The 20,398-nt window shown below is 64.9% G+C and carries 20 protein-coding genes; 5 read left to right on the forward strand and 15 right to left on the reverse strand.

Annotated features, from left to right (window positions below):
- Positions 1-66 precede the first annotated feature (66 nt).
- On the reverse strand, positions 67-1,275 hold the full coding sequence (locus tag ABZ677_RS11170) for a crosslink repair DNA glycosylase YcaQ family protein (RefSeq protein ID WP_358369263.1): 1,209 nt from the start codon (positions 1,273-1,275) through the stop codon (positions 67-69).
- A gap of 148 nt (positions 1,276-1,423) precedes the next feature.
- Positions 1,424-2,785, reverse strand: a complete 1,362-nt coding sequence (locus ABZ677_RS11175; RefSeq protein ID WP_037189540.1) for an OFA family MFS transporter — start codon at positions 2,783-2,785, stop codon at positions 1,424-1,426.
- Between the two features lie 136 nt (positions 2,786-2,921).
- Here ABZ677_RS11175 and ABZ677_RS11180 point away from each other — a divergent pair, with 136 nt between their 5' ends.
- Positions 2,922-3,365, forward strand: coding sequence for a hypothetical protein (locus ABZ677_RS11180; protein WP_358369266.1), 444 nt, complete (start codon positions 2,922-2,924; stop codon positions 3,363-3,365).
- Between the two features lies 1 nt (position 3,366).
- On the opposite strand, the gene ABZ677_RS11185 is transcribed toward ABZ677_RS11180, so the two are convergent.
- Genes ABZ677_RS11185 through dapB form a run of 4 tightly spaced genes read right to left on the reverse strand, consistent with a single transcriptional unit; the run spans position 3,367 to position 5,975 of the window.
- Positions 3,367-4,272, reverse strand: a complete 906-nt coding sequence (locus ABZ677_RS11185) for an alpha/beta hydrolase (protein WP_358369268.1) — start codon at positions 4,270-4,272, stop codon at positions 3,367-3,369.
- 16 nt (positions 4,273-4,288) lie between these two features.
- The gene (locus tag ABZ677_RS11190; RefSeq protein ID WP_358369271.1) at positions 4,289-4,741 is read right to left on the reverse strand and encodes an NAD(P)H-dependent oxidoreductase; all 453 of its coding nucleotides are present in this window, start codon (positions 4,739-4,741) and stop codon (positions 4,289-4,291) included.
- Between the two features lie 5 nt (positions 4,742-4,746).
- Positions 4,747-5,166: a hypothetical protein gene (locus tag ABZ677_RS11195; RefSeq protein WP_052047573.1), complete on the reverse strand. Its 420-nt coding sequence runs from the start codon at positions 5,164-5,166 to the stop codon at positions 4,747-4,749.
- Positions 5,167-5,216: 50 nt separating this feature from the next.
- On the reverse strand, positions 5,217-5,975 hold the full coding sequence (dapB, locus tag ABZ677_RS11200; RefSeq protein ID WP_358369273.1) for a 4-hydroxy-tetrahydrodipicolinate reductase: 759 nt from the start codon (positions 5,973-5,975) through the stop codon (positions 5,217-5,219).
- A 94-nt stretch (positions 5,976-6,069) separates the two neighbouring features.
- Here dapB and ABZ677_RS11205 point away from each other — a divergent pair, with 94 nt between their 5' ends.
- Positions 6,070-6,858 carry an ATP-binding cassette domain-containing protein gene (locus ABZ677_RS11205; RefSeq protein WP_358369276.1) on the forward strand — a complete coding sequence of 263 codons (789 nt, stop codon included), beginning with the start codon at positions 6,070-6,072 and terminating at the stop codon, positions 6,856-6,858.
- A gap of 24 nt (positions 6,859-6,882) precedes the next feature.
- Here the strand turns inward: ABZ677_RS11205 and ABZ677_RS11210 are convergent, their stop codons facing one another.
- The 8 genes from ABZ677_RS11210 to ABZ677_RS11245 form a co-directional block, all read right to left on the reverse strand.
- Positions 6,883-7,989, reverse strand: coding sequence for an alcohol dehydrogenase catalytic domain-containing protein (locus ABZ677_RS11210; RefSeq protein ID WP_094634269.1), 1,107 nt, complete (start codon positions 7,987-7,989; stop codon positions 6,883-6,885).
- Positions 7,990-8,071: 82 nt separating this feature from the next.
- Positions 8,072-10,750 (reverse strand): glucosidase, encoded by a 2,679-nt coding sequence (locus ABZ677_RS11215; RefSeq protein ID WP_358369279.1) that lies wholly within the window; start codon positions 10,748-10,750, stop codon positions 8,072-8,074.
- Positions 10,751-10,774: 24 nt separating this feature from the next.
- Positions 10,775-12,697: a putative nucleotidyltransferase substrate binding domain-containing protein gene (locus ABZ677_RS11220; protein WP_358369282.1), complete on the reverse strand. Its 1,923-nt coding sequence runs from the start codon at positions 12,695-12,697 to the stop codon at positions 10,775-10,777.
- Positions 12,687-14,234: a GMC family oxidoreductase N-terminal domain-containing protein gene (locus tag ABZ677_RS11225; RefSeq protein ID WP_358369285.1), complete on the reverse strand. Its 1,548-nt coding sequence runs from the start codon at positions 14,232-14,234 to the stop codon at positions 12,687-12,689. The genes ABZ677_RS11220 and ABZ677_RS11225 overlap by 11 nt, the downstream gene beginning before the upstream one ends.
- A gap of 12 nt (positions 14,235-14,246) precedes the next feature.
- On the reverse strand, positions 14,247-15,758 hold the full coding sequence (locus ABZ677_RS11230) for an amino acid permease (protein ID WP_037190132.1): 1,512 nt from the start codon (positions 15,756-15,758) through the stop codon (positions 14,247-14,249).
- Between the two features lie 24 nt (positions 15,759-15,782).
- Complete coding sequence (locus ABZ677_RS11235) at positions 15,783-17,309, reverse strand: aldehyde dehydrogenase family protein (protein WP_052047511.1); 1,527 nt, start codon at positions 17,307-17,309, stop codon at positions 15,783-15,785.
- A gap of 51 nt (positions 17,310-17,360) precedes the next feature.
- Entirely contained in the window at positions 17,361-17,498 is a 138-nt protein-coding gene (locus ABZ677_RS11240; protein ID WP_358369288.1) for a DUF664 domain-containing protein, read from the reverse strand.
- Positions 17,435-17,890 (reverse strand): DUF664 domain-containing protein, encoded by a 456-nt coding sequence (locus tag ABZ677_RS11245; RefSeq protein WP_358369291.1) that lies wholly within the window; start codon positions 17,888-17,890, stop codon positions 17,435-17,437. The genes ABZ677_RS11240 and ABZ677_RS11245 overlap by 64 nt, the downstream gene beginning before the upstream one ends.
- Before the next feature lie 58 nt (positions 17,891-17,948).
- Between ABZ677_RS11245 and ABZ677_RS11250 the strand changes: the two genes are divergently transcribed.
- Together ABZ677_RS11250 and ABZ677_RS11255 are read left to right on the forward strand one after the other, a co-directional pair.
- Positions 17,949-18,203, forward strand: coding sequence for a hypothetical protein (locus ABZ677_RS11250; RefSeq protein ID WP_032378219.1), 255 nt, complete (start codon positions 17,949-17,951; stop codon positions 18,201-18,203).
- A gap of 183 nt (positions 18,204-18,386) precedes the next feature.
- Positions 18,387-19,250: a YdcF family protein gene (locus tag ABZ677_RS11255; RefSeq protein ID WP_358369295.1), complete on the forward strand. Its 864-nt coding sequence runs from the start codon at positions 18,387-18,389 to the stop codon at positions 19,248-19,250.
- Here the strand turns inward: ABZ677_RS11255 and ABZ677_RS11260 are convergent.
- Positions 19,244-19,837, reverse strand: a complete 594-nt coding sequence (locus ABZ677_RS11260) for a TetR/AcrR family transcriptional regulator (protein WP_094634265.1) — start codon at positions 19,835-19,837, stop codon at positions 19,244-19,246. The two genes, ABZ677_RS11255 and ABZ677_RS11260, sit on opposite strands and share 7 nt — an antisense overlap.
- 79 nt (positions 19,838-19,916) lie before the next feature.
- On the opposite strand from ABZ677_RS11260, the gene ABZ677_RS11265 reads away from it, so the two are divergent.
- Complete coding sequence (locus ABZ677_RS11265; RefSeq protein WP_094634264.1) at positions 19,917-20,396, forward strand: DUF4188 domain-containing protein; 480 nt, start codon at positions 19,917-19,919, stop codon at positions 20,394-20,396.
- The last annotated feature ends 2 nt before the right edge of the window (positions 20,397-20,398 follow it).

The following is a 20,398-nucleotide window of genomic DNA, read 5'->3' on the forward strand; positions in this document are numbered from 1 at the left end:
GGTTCGAATAGTGGCACCGATCCTGCCCGAGTGCACTTCGGCAGGATTCGACCAGGCCGGCAGGCGTCAACGCAATGCGGCGACGAGGTCTCCCCGGTCCCCCACCACCACGCGTTCGAGTTCGAGCCAATCCGCCATCTCGCGCAGTACCTCTCGTAGTCGAGGCGCGATGTCACCGGCGTTGCGGTCGCCCTCGACGTACGCCGCGATCACGTGCAGTTCGGACTGCGCCCGCACTGCCTTGAGATCGACGCGGGCCACCAGATGCCCGTCGAGCAGAAAGGGAAACACGTAGTAGCCGTGAACTCGCTTGTGCTGTGGGGTGTATATCTCGATTCGGTAGTGGAAATCGAAAATTCGCTGCACCCGCGGCCGGTAGAAGATCATCGGATCGAACGGACACAGCAGTGCGGCGGCGGTGGCCGTTCGCGGTGTTCTCGCCTCGCGGTGCAGGTATGCCGGTGCGTTCCAGCCTCGGACGGTCACCTGGTCGAGCACACCGTCCTCGACCAGTTCGCCGATCGCCGCCTTCGCCTGCTTCTGCGAGAGCCGGTAGTAGTCCCTCAGATCCGGCTCGGTACCGATTCCCAGTGCCCGCGAGGACTTTTCGATGAGTCGACGTGTCGCCTCCGGTTCGTCGACGCGCCTGTGCAGAACGTTCTCCGGGATCACTCGTTCACTGAGCTCGTACCGGCGCACGAATCCCGTCCGTGCCGGCACGGTCACCACGCCTGCCGCGAACAGCTGTTCGCAGACGACCTTGACATCGCTGCGATCCCACCAGGGCCCTTTACGACCGGGTGTGTCCACCTCGAGGTGCTTCTCGATGTCACCGGCGCTGGCCGCACCGTTGTCGCCGATCACCGCGAGGACGTCGTCGACGAGAGTCGGTTCGCGATCGAGAATGTGGGCGGCTCCGCCCCACCGCCCGTGTCGATACAACTCCATTCGCCACCGCATCAGCGGCCAGTCCTCGACGGGCAGCAGTGCGGCCTCGTGGGCCCAGTACTCCACCAATCGACGAGGCCGACGCGCGGTGTCGGTCCATGCGGCGTCGTCGACGATCGTGCGGTCGTAGGCACCGACGCGACTGAACACCGGTGCGTAGTGCGCGCGCACCACCACCGACACCGAGTCGATCTGCAACAACCCGGTGGTGTCGATGGCTGCGTGAACTGCGGTCTTGCTCGCCGGCCGAGTTCGCGACCGTCTCGATGCCAGCCCTTGGGCGGCCAGCGCGGTACGACGAGCGGCGGCGGCACTCATCTCCTGCATCGGATCAGCCTGTCACGGCCCACCGACACATCGACTCAGGTGCTGAACAGGTTCGCCGCCTTGAGGATCAATTCGTACAGCCCGTAGGCGAACGGCACGGCAACCCAGGCCCATGCGACCGCCATCGTGACCTGCCTCTGTCCGCCGCTCATGCCTTCGCTCCTGTGGTCGTCGCGGCCTTCGCCGGATCGGCTTCGTGGTATTTCGATGCAACCGGCTTGATGGCTTCGTTGGCCAGGAACCCGACCACCAGCAGACCGATCATCACGTAGAACGCCGGCAGATATCGGCCGGTGGTGCCGGGCTCTCCGGCGTCGGCGATGGCATTGACGATCAGCGGCCCCAGCACACCGGCCACCGACCACGCGGTGAGGAGTCGTCCGTGGATCGCGCCCACCTGATACGTACCGAAGAGGTCCTTGAGGTAGGCCGGAACCGTCGCGAAACCCGCACCGTAGAACGAGAGAATCAGCAGGGCCGAGACCATGAACAGGATCTTGTTGGTGTTGGTGAACAAGGCGATGTAGAGGTACAGCAGTGCACCGATACCGAGGTACATCCGATAGATGTTCTTACGCCCCACCACATCGGATACCGAAGACCAGACGAACCGTCCGATCATGTTGGTCAGGGAGAGGAACGCGACGAAACCGGCCGCAGCCGCGGCGAGCGATTCGGGCGAGGTGGCGTCGGGAAAGAAGTCCTGATAGATGCCCGATCCACGTTCGAGAATGCCGATTCCGGCAGTGACGTTGAAGCACAGGACGACCCACAGCAGCCAGAACTGCGGTGTCTTCACTGCGTTCGCGGCCGAGACGTTGTGCGTCGAGATCATCGACGACGACGCGGGCGGGGTCCACCCTGCCGGTGTCCACCCCTCGGCGGGCACTCGAATGAGAACGACTCCCAGCGCCATGAACACCGCGTATCCGACGCCCAGCGTGAGGAACGTCTTGGCGATCGAACCGTCGGTGAAACCGCCGAAGTTCACCATCAGCTGGCTGGTGAGCGGGGACGCGATGAGTGCGCCGCCGCCGAATCCCATGATGGCGATACCGGTGGCCATTCCCGGCCTGTCCGGGAACCATTTCATCAAGGTCGAGACGGGTGAGATATAGCCGATTCCGAGGCCGATACCGCCGACGAATCCGTAGCCGAAGATCACCAGCCAGAACTGTCCGAGGGCCATGCCGAGCGCGGACAGCAGCAGTCCGGAGACGAAGAAGACCAGAGAGACGGCCATGGCCCATCGTGGGCCGTTCTTCTCGACGCGGGTCCCGAAGATCGCCGCGGACAGGCCGAGCATCACGATGGCGAGCTGGAACGGAATGGCGGTGACGGTGCCGCTGAGCCCGAGTGCGTCGGGCTGCGAGATGGCGTTCTTGAACACGCTCCACGCGTAGGCGGACCCGATCGCGAGGTGAATGGACAGCGCGGCCGGTGGTATCAACCAGCGGCTCCACTCTGGTGTCGCGACGATGGCAGAGCGGTCGAGAATGCGGAGGGTCATCGAAATCCCTTGCGATAGAATTCGGTACAAAATTGCACTATCCCCTGCAGTCAAACACGGCCACCGCTCTACTCGCTCACAACCGCGAATAGTTTCTTCACCGAACTCACATTCTGACCCGCGTATCCTCGAGGCAGTGGATATCGAGCGGTGGCGCAGCAGATTGCCGGTGAGACGAGCCTCCGACGGCGAGGTGATCGGGTGGACCGTCGGGCACGGCACGAGTGCGCAGGACGAGTACGACGACGGCTATGTGGTCGATGCCGTCAATCCCGCCGGAATCACCGTTGCGCAGGGCGTTCCGATCGAGACTGCCATCGCGCACCTCGAGGATCGCGGTCTGGCATCGCTGTCGGCTCCACACTGGACGAAGGCACCCCTGCCATTGGAATCCGAGACCGATCTGTCTGCACCGCAGGAGGATTGGCAGTGGCGGCGGGTGCTGATGACGCAACTCGACGACAACCGAGTGTGGATTCGGCCCGCTTATCCGAGTTGGCCGGAACGCCTGCTCGAAATTCCGCTACCGATCCCGGCCGATGACATTCTGCTCCCGGACTCCCCCGAGAATTCCGACTGAGTCAGTAGCGTCCCAGAACGGACCTCATGGTGTCGGCAAGTTGGGTCAGCCCGGGTTCCTCGACGGGCAGGTGACCGCACCCGTCGAGCATGACGATCTCGGTGTCGGCCCGAATGCGTTCCAGGAAGCGGATACTGACCTCCGGTGGCGTCCACCGGTCGTCGGCGGGGTGGGTCAGCAGTATCGGCGGACCGTCGTAGTTCTCGGGTCGGGTGTGCGAGTAGCCGAAGAAGCACGCGAGGAAGCCGATCGGAACACGCACTCCGCCGCCTCTGGGGTCACGTGCACACAGGCCGGACAGCTCCGCGTCCAGGCTCATGTTCGCCATGTCGGCCATCCACCTGACGGGAATGCGTGCTCGGCTCGCGACGCCGGCGAGCAGCCGAAGCAGCTGTGGTGCGGGCCAGCCGAGCACGTCGAATCTCGCCGCAGCACGGCGGGCGCCGGGATCGGCCGGGTCGAGCAGACAGGTGGCGATCACCCTGTCCACCAGCCCCGTTCGGTGCGCTACCTCGTACGCGAGCATGCCTCCCATGCTTGCGCCCAACAGGACGAGAGGACGGCCGTCGCGAGACTTCTCGGCAACCACGAGCTCGCACAGCAGATCGATCCAGTCGCGGTAGCGAACGGACGCGGGGTCCGAGACGACGGTGTCTCCGTAGAGAGGCAGGTCGGGGCACATCACCTCGACGCCCTCTCGAACGGCGACAGCGGCGTACGGCCACAGCAGACCGGAGTAACCCCCGGCACCGTGCAGGGCCATGACACGGACCTTCGATTCGGGCCGCGCAGCGCGGGCGATGTGAACGCGCGTGTCGCGCCACATCCAGAACGTCGACTCCGGCTTCTCCCCTGGTACCGGCCGATACTGCTCGGGCAGGAATCGGGCATATCGGTCGACGTTCACGGACACACGGTATCCGTCAGACCGACAGCCCCGCTGCGACAGTTCCGCCGAGTTCGTAGCAGCGTTCACGTGCGGGCTTGCCGCTCTCGGCGAGGTGCACGGTGCCGAAGACCTTCTCGAGGCCCCAACCCGTCGCGATCTTCTCGATGGCCCGTCCGGCACCAACGGTGTCGTCGTTGCCGTGAACCCAAGCGGCGTAGGGCTTTGCGGCAACGGCACCGAGGCACGGGTAGTACACGGTGTCGAAGAAGTGTTTCAGAGCTCCGCTCATGTATCCGAAATTCGCCGGTGTTCCGAACAGAAACCCATCTGCGGCAAGCACATCGGGAACGGTAGCGCCGAGTGCAGGCACACTGCGCACGTCCACGCCGGTGATCTCGGGGTCGTGCGCGCCGTCGAGAACTGCCTCGAGCAGCTCACGAGTGAGCGGGCTCGGGGTGTGATGAACGACCAGAAGGGTGCGCGTCACCGGTGTCAGTTCTCTGCGCGTTCCAGTGCCACAGCACGTTTCATCGTCTCGCGGGCCCGCCCGCGGTCACCGGCGTAATCGTAGGCACGAGCCAGACGATAGGAGTTTCGCCAGTTGTCCGGATCCTTCTCCCATTCGGTCTTGACCTGTTGGAACAACTCGTCTGCGGCATCGCGTTCGATCCGTCCCGACGGCCTACGCGGAAGATCCGCGACGTCGAGTTCGAGGCCCTCCTCGTGGATGCGCGAGGCCAGCCTCTGGTGGTCGAAGCCGGCTTTGAGGGTGGCCCACACGATCCACAACCCGAGTATCGGCAGCAGCAGGACCCCGATCCCCAAGGAGATACTGGCCACGCCGCCGTTCTGGATCAGCGTCACACCGCGCTGGCCGAGCAGGAAGAAGTAGAAGCCGAGGATCAGCACCATCACCGTGATGATGGCGAGCACCTTCGTCGTTTTGTTCACCGTCGATCAGCTCACAGATCCAGCAGCGGATCGAGGCCGACGGTCAACCCGGGTCGCCCGGCGATCTCGCGGACTCCGAGAAGGACTCCGGGCGCGAAGGACGTGCGATCGAGCGAGTCGTGCCGAATGCTCAGCGTCTCCCCCTGCGTGCCGAGCAGAACCTCTTGATGCGCAACGAGTCCCGCGAGCCGGATCGAGTGCACACGCACTCCGTCCACGTCGGCACCACGTGCGCCGTCGAGTTCGGTCGTCGTCGCGTCGGGGCTCGGCGGAGTACCTGCGGCGGCGCGTGCCTCGGCAATCAGCGCGGCAGTGCGGTACGCCGTTCCCGACGGCGCATCGGCCTTGTTGGGGTGGTGCAGTTCGATCACCTCGACCGAGTCGAAGAACCGGGCGGCCTGCTGTGCGAACCGCATCGACAGCACCGCTCCGATGGCGAAGTTCGGCGCGATCAGCACACCCGTCTGCGGCGATCCCGCCAGCCATTCGCGAACCTGTTCGAGGCGCTGCTCATCGAATCCGGTGGTGCCGACCACTGCATGGATGCCCTGCTCGATCAGGAACTGCAGGTTCTCCATCACCACGTCGGGATGGGTGAAATCGACGACCACCTGGGCGTTCGCGTCGACGAAGTTCGCCAGCGGATCGCCCTGGTCGACGGTCGCCACGAGCTCGAGATCGTCGGCTGCCTCGACGGCGGCACAGATGGCCTGACCTACCTTGCCGCGTGACCCCAGTACCCCTACTCGAACAGGTGCCGTTGCACTCACGTCGTACCCACACTCGTTTCGTCGTCGTCTTGTCGCTTCTACCGACTTCAGAGCCTACTTCTCCACGGTCTGCCCCGGCCGCTACGGTCGTCCGGTGACTTCCAGCGTCCTGTTCGCCGACCGAGTCGATCTCGTCCGCGGTGGCCGATACCTGCTCAGCGATGCAACGCTGCGGGTCGAGGAGGGCGAGCACTGGGTATTGCTCGGCGCCAACGGCGCGGGCAAATCCACCCTGCTCAGCTTGCTGGGCGCGCTCGTCCATCCCACTCACGGTTCCGTGCACGTTCTGGGCCATCGCCTCGGGCGTGTGGACATGCGCGAGTTGCGGACGCACATCGGCCACGTCGATCCACGCCTGAGGGTCGAGGCTCCGCTGACGCTCTTCCAGGTCGTGTTGACCGGACTGACCAACACACCGGATCTGATCCCGAGATGGTCGGCCACCGACAGCGAAACCGCCCGGGCTCACCGACTCGTCGAGTCCCTCGGTGTCGCCCATCGACTCGACGCGTCGTGGCACACGCTCTCGCAAGGTGAGCGGGGCCGAGCGCTCATCGCGCGCGCTCTACTTCCCGACCCGGCGCTGCTGCTGCTCGACGAGCCCGCCACCGGGCTCGATCTCGCTGCCCGCGAACAACTCCTGAGTGCACTCGACTCGCTGCGCGCCGAACACCCGACTTTGGCCAGCATTCTGGTGACTCATCACCTCGAGGAAATCCCGACCTCGACCACCCACGCCCTGCTCATCCGTGACGGAAGAGTGCAGACGCAGGGTGCCGTCGACGCGGTGCTGACCACCGAGAACATCAGTGAGTGTTTCGACCATCCCATCGAGATCTCGAAGCAACGTGGCCGGTGGGTCGCCACGGCGGCCCACCGCTGATGCTCGGTCGAAGACAGCTGAAACTCAGTCGAAGACGATGACCTGACGGATCGCGTTACCGTCGGCCAATTCGTCCATGCCGCGGTTGATCTCGTCCAACGTGATTCTCGACGAGATCAGCTTCTCGACGGGAAGCCGTCCCTCACGCCACATCTGGGCGTAGGTCGGGATGTCGCGTGCAGGCACCGCCGAGCCGAGGTAGCTGCCGATGATCGTGCGCGCCTCCGCCACCAGGCCCAGCGGCGAGATGGATGATCGGGCGTCGGGTGCGGGGAGACCGACCGTGATGGTCTTGCCGCCGGGAGCCGTTGCAGCGACGGCAGTTTCGAAGGCTCGGGCGTTGCCGGCGGCCTCGATGACGATATCGGCCTTGATTCCCTTCTCGGCGAGCTCGGCCGGCGAATATACCTGCGTTGCACCCAGATCGGTTGCGGTGGAGAGCTTGTCCGGGACCCCGTCGACTCCGATCACCTCACCGGCACCCACCGAGACGGCCGTCAGAACAGCTGCCATGCCGACGCCGCCGAGGCCCACCACCATCACCGACTGCCCGGGCTTCGGAGTACCGGCGTTGAGCACCGCGCCGCCGCCGGTCAGTACCGCACAACCGAGGACTGCTGCGATATCGGCCGGGATGTCGTCCTCGACCGGCACCACCGACTTTCGGCTGACCACCGCGTGGGTGGCGAATCCGGAGACTCCGAGGTGATGCTTGACCTCTTCCCCGTCACGGTGCAACTTGATGCCGCCGCCGAGCAGCGTCCCGGCATTGTTCGACGCACTGCCGGTGATGCAGGGCATCTGGCCGTCGGTGGCGCACCCGGCGCATTCGCCGCAGCGCGGGAGGAACGTCATGACGACACGAGTGCCGACCGCGATGTCGTCGACACCGGGGCCGACTTCCTCGACGCGGCCTGCGGCCTCGTGGCCGAGCAGCATCGGGACCGGACGAACTCGATTGCCGTCGACCACCGACAGATCCGAGTGACACAGCCCCGCGGCTTCGATCCGGATCAGCAGTTCGCCGTCTCCGGGCGAGCCGAGCTCGAGGTCGGAGACGGTGATGGGATGCGAGTCCGCAAAGGGACGAGATCGGCCGATTTCTTCGAGTACTGCGCCGCGAATCTTCATCCCGCCAGACTATGCGGCTCCGCCGCAGTGGTGTGGAAAAGTGCCGTGGGGGGCAGTCAACCGCACCACTGCGCGTAGCGCACTACAGCGGCAGACGCGGCCTGAGCAGGTGCGCAACCAGTGCCGTCCACCCGGTTTGGTGCGTGGCCCCGAGTCCCTCGCCGGTGTCCCCGTCGAAGTACTCGTTGAAACTGGGATGCCGGCTCCACAGTGGGTCGAGGCTGGATTCGATGCGCTCGCCGTCCGCGGGTCTCTTGCCGTCGACCGGTCGGAACAGTCCGGCGAGACCGTTGTCGATCAGATCGGCGGCGTCGGTGAGGGTGCGGTGGTTGCCCGAGCCGGTGGGGATCTCGATGGTGAACGAGTCGCCGTAGTACCGGCCGTAGGCGCGGAGCTTGTCGGCGAGCAGCACGTTCACCGGGAACCACACCGGGCCGCGCCAGTTGGAGTTGCCGCCGAACATGCCGGTACGCGACTCCCCCGGCTCGTATTCGATGGACAGGCTACGGCCGTCGACGTCGAACGTGACCGGTTCTCGGTACGAGGCCGAGAGCGAACGAATCCCGAAGTGCGACAAGAACTCCTCGGAGTCGAACATGCGGGCCAGGATGCGCTTGAGCCGCTCGGGCTGTACGAGCGTCAGCAGCATGCGCACCTCGCCACCCTCACGCCGAGCCAGCAGCGGGCTGACCATCTCCGGCCGTCGACGCTGAATCCAACGCAGGCGGGCGGTGAGGTCCGGGCATTCCTCCTCGACCCACGGCGGGATCTCGGTCGCCCCGAGAATCGGAAGCAGACCCACCATCGACCGAACCCGCATCGGTACCGCATCGCCCTCGGGTTGCACGAGGACGTCGTAGAAGAAGCCGTCCTCCTCGTGCCACAGCGAAATGTGTTGAGAACCGAACGAATTGACCGCCTTCGCGATCGAGAGGAAGTGCGAGAAGAACTTGGTCGCGACGTCGTCCCAGGCGCTGTCGTGCCGCGCGAGTTCCAGTGCGATCTTGAACATCTGCTGGCAGTAGAACGCCATCCAACTCGTCGCGTCGGACTGCTCGAGCCGGAAGCCGGGAGGCAGCGGTGCCGATCGGTTGAACAACCCGATGTTGTCCATACCGAGGAATCCACCCTCGAAGATGTTCGAGCCCTCGGAGTCCTTGCGGTTGACCCACCAGGCGAAGTTGAGCAGCAGCTTGGTGAACACCCGCACCAGGAACTCGCGATCCCGGTAGCCGTCGATGCGATAGACGTGCCATGCCGCCCATGCGTGCACGGGTGGGTTGACGTCACCGAACTCCCACTCGTACGCGGGCAGCTGGCCGTTGGGGTGCATGGCCCATTCCCGGCACATGAGCACCAACTGCTCCTTGGCGAAATCGGCGTCCACGTGCGCCAACGGAATCGCGTGAAAGGCCAGGTCCCAGGCCGCGAACCACGGGTACTCCCACTCGTCGGGCATCGAGATGACGTCGGCCAACGCCAGGTGACGCCAGTGCGCATTGCGCCCACCCGGGTTCTGCCTCGAGTCCGGTGCCGGAGCACCGACCTTGTCGCCCTCGATCCATTCCTCCACGTCGTATCGATAGAGCTGTTTGGTCCACAGCAAGCCCGCGTAGGCGCGCCGCGCCACGTGCCGGTCGACGTCGGTGAGGTCGGAGCCGATCACGGCGCCGTAGAACTCGTCGGCCTCGGCCTGGCGATCGACGTTGACGGCATCGAATCCGGCCCCGAACGTCTGCTCGTCCGGTCGGTTGGGCGACAACCGCAGTCGGACCGATTCCGTTGCACCGGAGGCGATGTCGTCGAAGCGGTACCAGAACGCAGCCTTCGTACCGGTCTGCTCGGGGTTGACCGCATCGAGCTCCCCGTCGACGACTCGGCGGCCGATGCCGTCCTTGGGGTAGGCCGAGATGTTCTCCTGCCCCCACAGTGCTTCGGCATTGGTTTCGTTGTCGCAGAACAGAACTGCAGGCGTTCCTTCGGCGCTGAGGTAGTAGCGACCGAGAAATCCGTGGTCGACGGCGATGGCTTCGAGTCCACCTGCCATGAGGTCCGGCGGGCTCAGCTGCGCCAGTGTTCCGCCCCGCTCGTCGCGTCCCCAGGACCAGGTGTTGCGCAACCACAGGTGCGGCAGAAGGTCGACCGATGCCGCCTCGGGGCCGTGGTTGGTGATGGAGATGGTGATGCAGATGTCGTCGGGTGAGGCCTTGGCGTACGTGACCTGGACGTCGAAGAATCTGTTCTCGTCGAGAATGCCGGTGTCGGCCAGCTCGTATTCGCGGTCGTCACGCCCGCGCCGGGCATTCTCTTCTCGCAGGTGAGCGTAGGGATACTCCGCGTGCGGATAGCGGTAGAGCCATTGCATCCAGCTGTGCGTCGGCGTTCCGTCGACCGCCCAGAAGTACTCCTTGACGTCCTCGCCGTGATTGCCCTCTTCGTTGGCGAGACCGAACAACCGTTCCTTGAGGATCGGATCCTTGCGATTCCACAGTGCGAACGAAAAATTCAGGAACCCGAAGCGGTCGCAGATTCCCCCGATACCGTCCTCGCCCCAGCGGTATGCCCGTTTGTGTGCCTGATCGAACGGGAACGACGCCCAGGCGTTTCCGTCTTCCGAGTAGTCCTCGCGCACTGTGCCCCACTGCCGTCCCGCCAGGTACGGACCCCACTGACGCCACGGGCCGCTGACTCCCGGCGATTCGGCCAACCGATTGTGTTCGACGGTCGACGGGGTGGGAACGCTCACGGGATTGGTGGTCACAGCACACAGTCTGGTCGTTGGCGGTCAGCGATGCACGCCGACATTGGCCGCAAGGTATCCGACGCGGCGCTGCACCGCGGCGATCTCGCGGATCCCGTCGGTGAGCAGACTCCGTTCCAGCGGCGACAGATCGGCCATGATCAGCACGTCGCCGGGGCGGTGGCCCGCTGTGATCTGGTCGATCTGATGCGACAGTCGGAGCCGCTGCAACAGGGCGAACACTTCGGTCAGTGTGGCGACATCGCGTTCGGAGAGCATGCCGTTGCCCGACGCCGCGGCGAGCCGCGCGGGGGTGGAGGACGACGCGATGCCGACCGACAACCCACCCCACCGAGCGAGATTGACGATGGGAGTCAGTGCATGGGCCTTGAGGTCGAACGTCCCGCCTCGCCGAGCCAGCACGTCTCGCAGCGAACGCAATCGGGCGCGCCCGGCGAGCGCGTCACGCAGTTGCAACCGCAATGCATCGGGGTGATCGAGCAGGAGTCGACGGTAGGCCTCGGGCACGGTGTGCAGTTCCCTCGGGCCCCACACCACTCTGCCGTCGATCATCAGCGAGGACATGATGAGGCCCGAGTCCTCTGCCGGATTGCCACGTTCACCGAAGGGGTTGCTGAGCCAGTGGGCCGCGGCCCTTTCCCACTGACCGGCAGAGCGTGCGAATCGGGGCGAGCTCGCAACCGCGCCGTTGCTGTCCGACGGTAGTCCGGCAGCGTCGAGGCTCACGTGGACGCGAGTGGCCAAGTCCATCAGCGCCTCGTCGCGGGTCCACGACACCGCGTTCGATTTTCCTCGGACATCCGGGTCGGCGGTGGCATCCGCCCAGGTCAATGCACTGTCGACGTCCGAGGAGGGCATGGCTTCTCGACGTGCCACGCTGCCGAGAGTGATCCAGGCGAAGTGGTCACGCGGCACGTCCGGACGTGCGGTCCATTCGATCTCGACGGCCCGGCGGACGAGGCTGTCGACCACGACGGAGAGAATCGCGCTCACCGCCATCGCATCGGTTCCGCCCTTGAACAGATCCACCACAAGGCGAGGCACGAGTCTGCCTGCGTCGGCGAGTTCGGCGGGGGTCGACGCCGATGCCACAGCTCGGCGGACCACAAAACTGCGTCGGGTGGATGCGGCATGCAGATCCGAATCCTCGACGACGCCGAGTACCTCACCGCGGGTCGACACCACCGGTATGTGCCGCAAGCCTCGCTCGAGCATGTCCATCAGCACGGTGCCGGCCAACCGGTCCGCCGTGACGGTCTCGGCGGGCGACGTCATGACCTGCTCGATCGGAGTATCGATGCCGATACCGGCGGCCACCACACGAATTCGGAGGTCGCGGTCTGTGAAGATGCCGTGACGCGATCCCCGGAGCGGAATCAGAACGTACGAGCTGCCCTGCTCGGTCATGTGCCGGACGGCATCTCGGACCGTGGTTCCGACGGGCGTGAACACCGCAGGCGCAGAGACCAATTCACCGACGGTCCGGCCGGCACTGCCCTCCACCGGTCCCCCACGGTATGCAGAGGAGGAGTTGACGGCATCGGCCAGGAACGCCAGACCGGTGGGCGTTGCGAACAACGGCCGAACCAGCGCACCGGGCAACTGCAGGACGACAGTCGGTTCGGTTGCCCGCGCGCAGAATTCGACGGTTCCACCCGAGAGCAGCGCCGAGAATCCGAACACCCCACCGGGACCTATCGTGTCGACGGGAACGTCGGTGCGCGAGGTGTCGTCCGGGTGCGTGATCACCACGCGCCCGGTACGCACCACCCACACGGTGTCGGCATCGGCCGAGGCGTCCATCTGTGGACGGTCCACAACCCATGCGCCACTGCCGTACTCGCGTTCGACGGCTGCTGCGGCCATCTCGGCCAGCACAGCCGGTGGCGCGCCCTGAAACGGTGGATGCGCGCCGAGAAAATCGGCCGTCTCCTGTCTATCCGCCACGGATCAGGTCGGCGCATTTCTCCGCCATGGTCATCACCGTGATGTTGGGATTGACGTACGGCAGCTTCGGCATCGCCGACGCGTCGACCACTCGTAGGTTCGAGATGCCCTTGACGCGCAACTCGGGATCCAGCACGGCCATGGTGTCGTCCACCGAGCCCATCCGGGCAGTGCCTGCCGGGTGATAGACCGTGTTGTGCGTCTTGTGCACGTAATCGAGCAGGTCGTCGTCGGTGACGGCCTCGGGTCCGGGGGCGAGTTCGCGTTCGATCCACTCGGCCATCGGTCCGTCTGCGGCAATAGCGCGCGCCAGCTTCAGACCGGCAAGCATCACCGCGTCGTCGTGGCCGTCCGGGTCGGTGAAGTAGCGCGGGTCCACCTTCGCCCGATCACGAAAGTCCCTGCTGCGCAGACGAACAGTGCCACGCGAGCGCCCCTGGGTCACGTTGGGCGTCAGGCAGAATCCGTTGTCGGTGGTCGGGTAGCCCCATCGGAGGGTGTTCATGTCGAACGGCACACTGCCGTAATGCATCATGACGTCGGGATAGTTCAGTGAGGAGTCGGTCTGCGCGAACACACCGATTTCCCACCATTGCGAGGACGTGGTGACCATGGGCTTGCTCGCCTCCCAGAACACCAGCCCTTCGACGTGGTCGTCGAGGTTCTCACCCACTCCGGGCGAGTCGACTCGCACCGTGATGCCCATCTCGCGGAGCTGGTCTGCCGGTCCGATTCCAGAGAGCATCAACAGCTTCGGCGTGTCGATGGCTCCGGCGGTCACGATCACCTCGCGGCGCGCGGACACCGTGTCGTAGCCGGTGAGATCGGGACGTTGGTACCGAACTCCGGTCGCAGTGCGCGATTCGTCGATCAGAATCTCGCTGATCCAGCAGTCGGTACGCACCTCCAGGTTCGGGCGCGAGCCGATGATCGGGTGCAGGTACGCATGCGAGGTCGACATCCGCGAGCCGTCCTCACCCGCATTGATCTGGAACCAACCGGCACCGTTGAGTACAGGCGTTCCGCGGTTGAATGCGACCGTGGGAAGACCTATCCCGGCGGCCGATTCGAGCACTGCCGCACCGCACGGATCGTTCGGTGGCACGTCGCGGATTCGCACGGGGCCGTCGTGGCCACGGCCGGTGTCGTTGTTCTCCACTCGCGCGACGAACGGCAGGATGTCCGACGCGCCCCACCCCGTCGCGCCCGCAGCGGCCCAGTCGTCGAGGGTTTCCGCAGGCGGGTGAAAGGCGATGCAGGAGTTGTGCGAGGAGCAGCCACCGAGCACTTTCGCCCGCGCGTGCCGCATGAAGCTGTTGCCGCGCTCCTGCGGTTCGACGGGATAGTCCCAGTCGTAGCCGGAGTCGAGCAGATGCATCCACTCCACCAGTTCGAGAATTGCCTTGTCGCCGACGTCGGTCGGACCTGCTTCGACGAGGCAGACACTGACGGAGGGGTCCTCGCTCAGCCGCGCAGCGAGGACACACCCCGCCGTCCCGCCACCTGCGACGACGTAATCGAACTGGGTGTCTGTCACTGCACGCTCCTTCTAGTCGCCCGTGGAGGCATGTGATTTCAGAGTGCCGATGTGCTTGCGTCCCTTGACTGCGTACCACAGCAGGCCTACGCCCAGGATGCCGCCGATGTAGACGAACGCACCGAACGTGTTGTACCAGGGGGTTCCGTACACGGCCTCGCGTGGCCATGCGAGGTTGATCGCCATCCCTGCGCCCCACACCACTGCCGCGATGTTGACCGGCAGGCCCCACCTGCCCATCGTGAAGTACCCGCCGGGCTTCAGATCTGCCGGCGGCCACTCACCCTTGACTCGTTTGACCAACAGCGGCCCGGTGACCATCAGATACGCGAGGTAGATCATGATGATCGCGATCGAGGTGAGGACCGTGAAGATCTGCGGCTGACCGATGTTGACGACGAGAATGACGATGGCCAGCACGCCGATGGTCACTGCGGGGACCACCGGGGTCTGGGTCTTCGGGTTCACCTTGGCCAGACTCTCGCCGAAGGGCAACGCGTTGTCTCGCGCCATGGCGAACGTGAGCCGGATCGCCGCGGTGTGCACTGCCAGTGAGCAGACGAAGACCGCGATGACGATGCAGATGAGGAAGACGGTGCCCAGCGGGCCCCACATCACCGATTCGACGATGGACTGCAGGCTGCCGTCGGGGCTGCCGAGCGAAGGATCGTTCAGGTCCGGCGCGGCCATGACGGCGAACACCAGGATGGCTCCGCCGATGACGAACGACGCGAGGATGGCGCGAAAGATCGCTTTGGGGGCGGTGCGGCGAGGTTCGACGGTTTCTTCCCCGAGCGAGCTCGCGGTGTCGAATCCGTACATGACGTAGCCCGACGCCAGAGACGCGACCAGGAAGGCACCCAGGTAGCCGCCGCTCTCACCGGCACCGTAGCCGTTGGAGGAGAAGAACACCTCGGGCCCGCGAGTGATGTTGGCCGCGAGCAGGATCGCGATGAGGACGGCCGCAATGAGTTCGATGAACACACCCGCACTGTTGATCATCGCCATCAGTCGAACGCCGAGCGCGTTGATCGTGGTGGTGATGGCGATCAGGATCGCACCGAGCAGCACTGCGTTGGCCGCGAAGTCGGTGGCACCCGAGCCGTCACCGATGATCTGGAATCCGCTCCAGATGCGTGGCAGATTCAGCTGTAGAGCGAGGGCAACGGCGGCCAGTGTCACGATCGATGCCGTGAGCATCAACCAGCCCGCCGACCAACCGACGATCCTGCGGCCCAACAGCTTCGCCCAGTTGTACACCGATCCCGCCACCGGGTATTTCGCGGCCAGCTCCATGAAGCACAGTGCCACGCAGAGCTGACCGACGAAGACCGCAGGCCACGACCACAGGTACGCCGGCCCGGCGGTTCCGAAACCGAAGTAGAACAGCTGGAACGTGCCGGTGAGAATGGAGATGTAGCTGACGCCCGCGGCGAAGCTGGCGAATTTGCCGAGACTTCGATCAAGGGACTCCTTGTAGCCGAAATCGTCCATCCCGCTCGAGTTGTCGTTCAGTATTGCCATGCCTGCGGCCTTTCCCATCGTGCTCTATCGGGTACCGAACCACCCCGCCGCCGTGGGTGAGGTGTTGTGCCAAATATGCTTCGCTTCTTGATATTCGGACATTCCGGACGGGCCGAGCTCGCGTCCGTTCCCGGACTGTTTGAAGCCGCCCCATTCCGCGGCCGCCGTGTAAACACCGAAGTCGTTGAGCCACACCGTGCCATGGCGCAGCCCACGTACCATTCTTTCGCCTCGTGCGGCGTCGGATGTCCGAACTCCCGCGGCGAGACCGTAATTCGTATCGTTGCCCAACAGCAGTGCTTCGGCCTCCGTGTCGAAGCGCTCCACAGTGAGTATGGGCCCGAATGTCTCCTCCTGCACGATATTCATGGACCGATTGCAGTGGTCGAAAATCGTCGGTAGGAAATAGCTACCCTCGTCCAGAGCCGAATTGTCCGGTTTCGTTCCGCCGATGACCAGTGTTGCGCCCTCCTCGATGCCGCCCGCGACGAAAGCTTCGATCTTCTCGCGCTGCGCCTGCGACACCAGTGGACCGGTCTCGCTCGCCGGGTCCATCCCAGGACCGATCACGATGGTCTTCGCGCGTTCGGCCACGGCTGCGACGAAGCGGTCGGCGACCGATTCTTCGATGATGAGTCGAGTGCCGGCCGAACACACCTGACCCGAATGCAGAAAGACTCCGGTCAGGACGTTGTCGACGGAGTCTGCGAATGCCTGATCGTCGGCCACCGCGTCGGCGAACACGATGTGTGGATTCTTGCCACCGAGTTCGACGGCCACCTTGGTGACATTCTCGGCCGCAGCGGCCAAGATGTGCCGGCCCGTCGCCAGTCCGCCGGTGAACGAGATGAAGTCGACGTCACGGTTCCTCGTGAGCGCATCCCCGAGAACCGCCCCGCTGCCCTGCAGCAAGTTGACCACACCGGCCGGCACTCCGGCTTCTTCCACCAGCTTGGTGAACGCGATGGTGCTCAGCGGAGTCACCTCGCTCGGCTTGAGCACCATCGTGCAGCCGGCCGCCAGAGCGGGGGCAATCTTCCACGAGATCTGCAGCAGCGGATAGTTCCACGGTGCGATCATGACGCAGACGCCGATCGGCTCGTGGACCACGCGGCTGAGGATTTCGGGTCGATCGACGTCGATCAGGCGATCTGCCTGCACCACTGCAAGATCGGCGTAGAAGCGGAAGACCGACGTGACATCGTCGATGTCGATTTCGCTCTCGCCGAACGTCTTTCCGGTATCGAGAGTCTCGATACGCGCGAGCTCGGCCTTGTCCCTCTGGAGCAGATCTGCGATGCGGTTCAGCAGATCGCTGCGCTCGGTCACCGTCACCGAGCGCCACGGCCCGTCGTCGAACGCCGCCCGCGCCGAGGCCACCGCGCGCAGAGCGTCGTCCGGCGTGGCCTCGTCCACGACGGCGACCGTGCTGCCGTCCGCGGGGTTCACGATGTCTCGGGTTCCGCCGTCACCGGATCCCTGCCACTGCCCGTCGACGAACAACGACGGCCGTAGCGAGGTCGGGTCGAATACTGCATCGGAGTCGGTCACTGAAACTCCTTCTTCCGTCTGGGGGTCGGGTCGTGTGTCTACGCTATGCCCTCAGCGGCCGATGACTCCATCGATCCGTTCGCGGATGATGTCCGCGTGTCCGTTGTGTCGAGCATATTCGCCGATCATGTGCACGTAGACCATCCGCAGCGACATCGGCCCACCTCGCGAGTCGACCAGGTCGTCCAACGAGCGTCGGGCCGCAATCTCGTCCGCGGCACAGCACTCGGCAAAAATTGCGCGAAGTCGGATTCGGCCCCGGCCTCGGTCGCTCCCAGAAAGTCCGAGTCCTTACCCAACGCCGCGTCGTACATCGGGTCGAACGACATCGCGCCCAACCGCTCTCGGAACCAGATGCGTTCGACCTTGGCGAGATGACGAACGAGTCCGAGCAGCGAGAGCGTCGACGGTGGGAACGGACGTCGTGCCAGCTGCTCCGAATTCGCGCCTGCGCAGATGTTGAGCAACGTCGCTCGATGCCACTGCAACGTCCCTTCGAGAATCGGCCGCTCGTCGCCGAAGAGCGGACCGTCGACCGGTTCCGGTGTGGGCGCTGTCCATGTCTTTCGCCGATCGGTCATGCTGCGATTGTCGAACATGCGACGGCACTGTGCAGCGCAGCGCATTACGGTGGGAAACATGACTATCGAAGATGTGGGCGGCAGACGAACGGTGACGGCGGACGAGCTTCTTCTCCTGGTGGGCGATCACCTGCTCATCGAAGAGGGCGTCGCGACCGGGTTCATCGAAAGCGCAGGCCAAGTTGCCGAGAGCGTAGCGGTGACGGTGACCGATGGCGTCGACGGAACCACGACGACCGAGCGGGTTTTCCTTCCCGATGCCGAGGTGACCATCGAACCCGCCGATCGCGGACGTGCCCCCGTCACTCTGTGACGACAGGAGAGTCCCTGCTCAGAAGTACATTCATGTAACTCGAACAACTCTGCTCACACCAGTCACACTGGTACCGAACTGAGCTAGGGTGGCGGAAACCCGTCACCGCTCGGAAGGACGTCAGTAGTGCGACAAGGCCGAGTACACCCGACCGTTCGCGGTGCTGTCGTAACCTGTGCCGCTGTGCTCGCTGTCGGTTTCGGCTCGATCACGGCGATGGCCGAGCCCGCGGCGTCGGCCCCGGTAACCGTCGCCGAGTCGGTCCGGTCGGCCGACGCAGAGCAGTACAACGACGCGCAGGATGCGTTGGTGAAGGGTCGCTACGACGACGGTTTCGCTGCCCTCGACGCGCTCGCTACCGCCGCCCCGGACGACGCCAATGTGGCAGCGCTGCAGACGTTCTATGCCAACGCGACCGCTGACACCGATGCCCGTGCGCAACACTCGGCTCGTCTACGCACCCTGTCTCCCACCCTCGCCGACGCAGTCGATCGAGCGATCGCAGTCATCGACGACGCCGCAACGGAGACAATCGATTTCGCACCGACCACCGACGGACCCCGCACTGCGATCGTGGTACTCGGTCTGGGCCTGAACGGCGACGGCAGTATGGCCCCGGAGTTGGTGGCACGTCTCCGCTCGGCCGTAGCCGCGGCGGAGCGCTCACCCGAGTCCCCCATCATCGTCACCGGTGGGAACCCGCAGAGCGGCATCACCGAGGCCGACGCGATGCAGCAGTGGCTCGTCGACGACGGCATCGCGGCCGACCGCATTCACACCGAAACGACCGCAAATTCGACGGTGCAGAACGCACAGCGCACCACCGCGCTGGCAGCGGAGATCGACGTCGAGAATCTGGTTCTGGCCACGACTTCCAGTCACCTGCGGCGAGCGATCTCCGACTTCGAGATCGCCGGTGCCGACGTGATCGGTGCTGCCACATCCACTCCCGACGATCTCCCGGACCTACCTGCGCTCGCTCCGACAGCGCGGCTGGGTATGACGGTCGACGCCACCAAGATCCTCGGGATACCGCGCACCTACTGACGCGTCCACCCGCGTAGCACCGACTCCGTCCCGGCATCGAACATCGCCCGACGAATCTCGTCGTCGTTGTCGGTGGGCATCGCCAACTCCAGCGACACCAACCCGTGCACGATCGCCCAGAACGAGTGGCTGATCAACTCGACCGACGCCCCGGCCATGGTTCCCGTCGCGACTGCGCTCGCCACCGCTGACCGCAGCGGGTCCATCGCTGCGGAAGCACGTTGCGCCTCTTCGGATACATCGACCGAACCGAGCACACCGCCGAACATCACCGCGTACAGATGCGGATTACGTAGTGCCCAGTCTCGGTACGAGGCGGCGAGTTCCCGCAGATCGACCTCCGGATCGCCGCTGACCGGAACCCGGCGCTGCGCGTCCCCGAAACTCGCGAACGACGTGGAGAACAGAGCTACGAGCAACTCGGCACGTCCGCCGAACAGCGAGTAGATCGCTGTCGTCGAGGTGCCCTGCGCGGCCGCGAGTTTGCGCAGTGACAACGAGTCGACACCCTGGTGCGCAACGGTTTCGGCCGCGGCCTCGAGGAGCCGGGTGCGCAACTCCGCATCGTGAATTCTTGGTCTCGCCACTTGCGGAACCTACCACAACGGTGTTTTATAACAGTGTCATGTAAGTCTGTTCCCGCCCTCGAACCAGTAAGGACTCCCCATGCCACCCATCATCGACGGCCGCACCACGGTCGAGGCCGACCGCGACACCGTGACGGTTTTTCTCATCGGGATGCGCATCAACAATCCGGTGGCCGTTCGCTCCTGGCTACCCGCGGTGCGCGCGATGCCGCGAATGCTCGGCCATCTCGAGAGGGATCCCGCCTCCGGACTGCTCGGCTACCACTCGTGGCTGGGACGAACCACCATGCTGGTCAGCTATTGGCGCACTGCCGAGGACCTGACGCGATTCGCCTCCGATCCCGATGCACCACACGCACCGGCCTGGCGCGCCTTCAACCGATCGGTGGCTGCAACCCGCCATGTCGGCGTATGGCACGAGACCTACACCGCGACAGCGCGAAACAGTGAGGCGATCTACGTCAACATGCCTGCGTTCGGACTCGCGGGTGCCATCGGTGGACTCCCGGTCGGGACCGGCTCGCACACGTGGAAGCAGCGAATGAAGTCCGCGCAGTAACG

This window comes from Rhodococcus sp. NPDC006774 (assembly GCF_040636045.1).
Taxonomy (GTDB): Bacteria; Actinomycetota; Actinomycetes; order Mycobacteriales; family Mycobacteriaceae; genus Rhodococcoides.